Genomic DNA, 442 nt, shown 5'->3' with positions numbered 1-442 from the left:
ATATATAACAGAAGGTTTATATAGTTAGAAGCAAGGTTGTGCTTCTAAAGGAAGTGGCTTGAGGGAGCCACTTATATGTTGGGGAGGCAACGCCTCCCGCAACATATCTTTTTCGTAATCAGATTAGAACTGGTAAACCAGACCTACAGCAACGATGTCATCAGTGCTTACACCGAGTGCTTTAGGGAAGGTGCGAATAAGCGGGGAAATTCTTCTCGGCTGACTCAGTCATTTCATTTCTTCATGTTTGAGCCGATTTTTTCTCCCGTAAATGCCTTGAATCAGCCTATTTAGACCGTTTCTTCGCCATTTAAGGCGTTATCCCCAGTTTTTAGTGAGATCTCTCCCACTGACGTATCATTTGGTCCGCCCGAAACAGGTTGGCCAGCGTGAATAACATCGCCAGTTGGTTATCGTTTTTCAGCAACCCCTTGTATCTGGC

The 442-nt window shown here is 44.8% G+C and carries 1 pseudogene; it reads right to left on the bottom strand.

Annotated elements, in window-relative coordinates:
* Positions 1-331: 331 nt before the first annotated feature.
* A pseudogene (locus FNX44_RS27650) lies at positions 332-442 on the bottom strand (IS5/IS1182 family transposase); the annotation flags it as partial.

The organism is Streptomyces alkaliterrae, from assembly GCF_007097205.2.
In the GTDB taxonomy this organism is placed as follows: Bacteria; Actinomycetota; Actinomycetes; order Streptomycetales; family Streptomycetaceae; genus Streptomyces; species Streptomyces alkaliterrae.
This window is presented reverse-complemented; position numbering and strand designations above follow the sequence as displayed.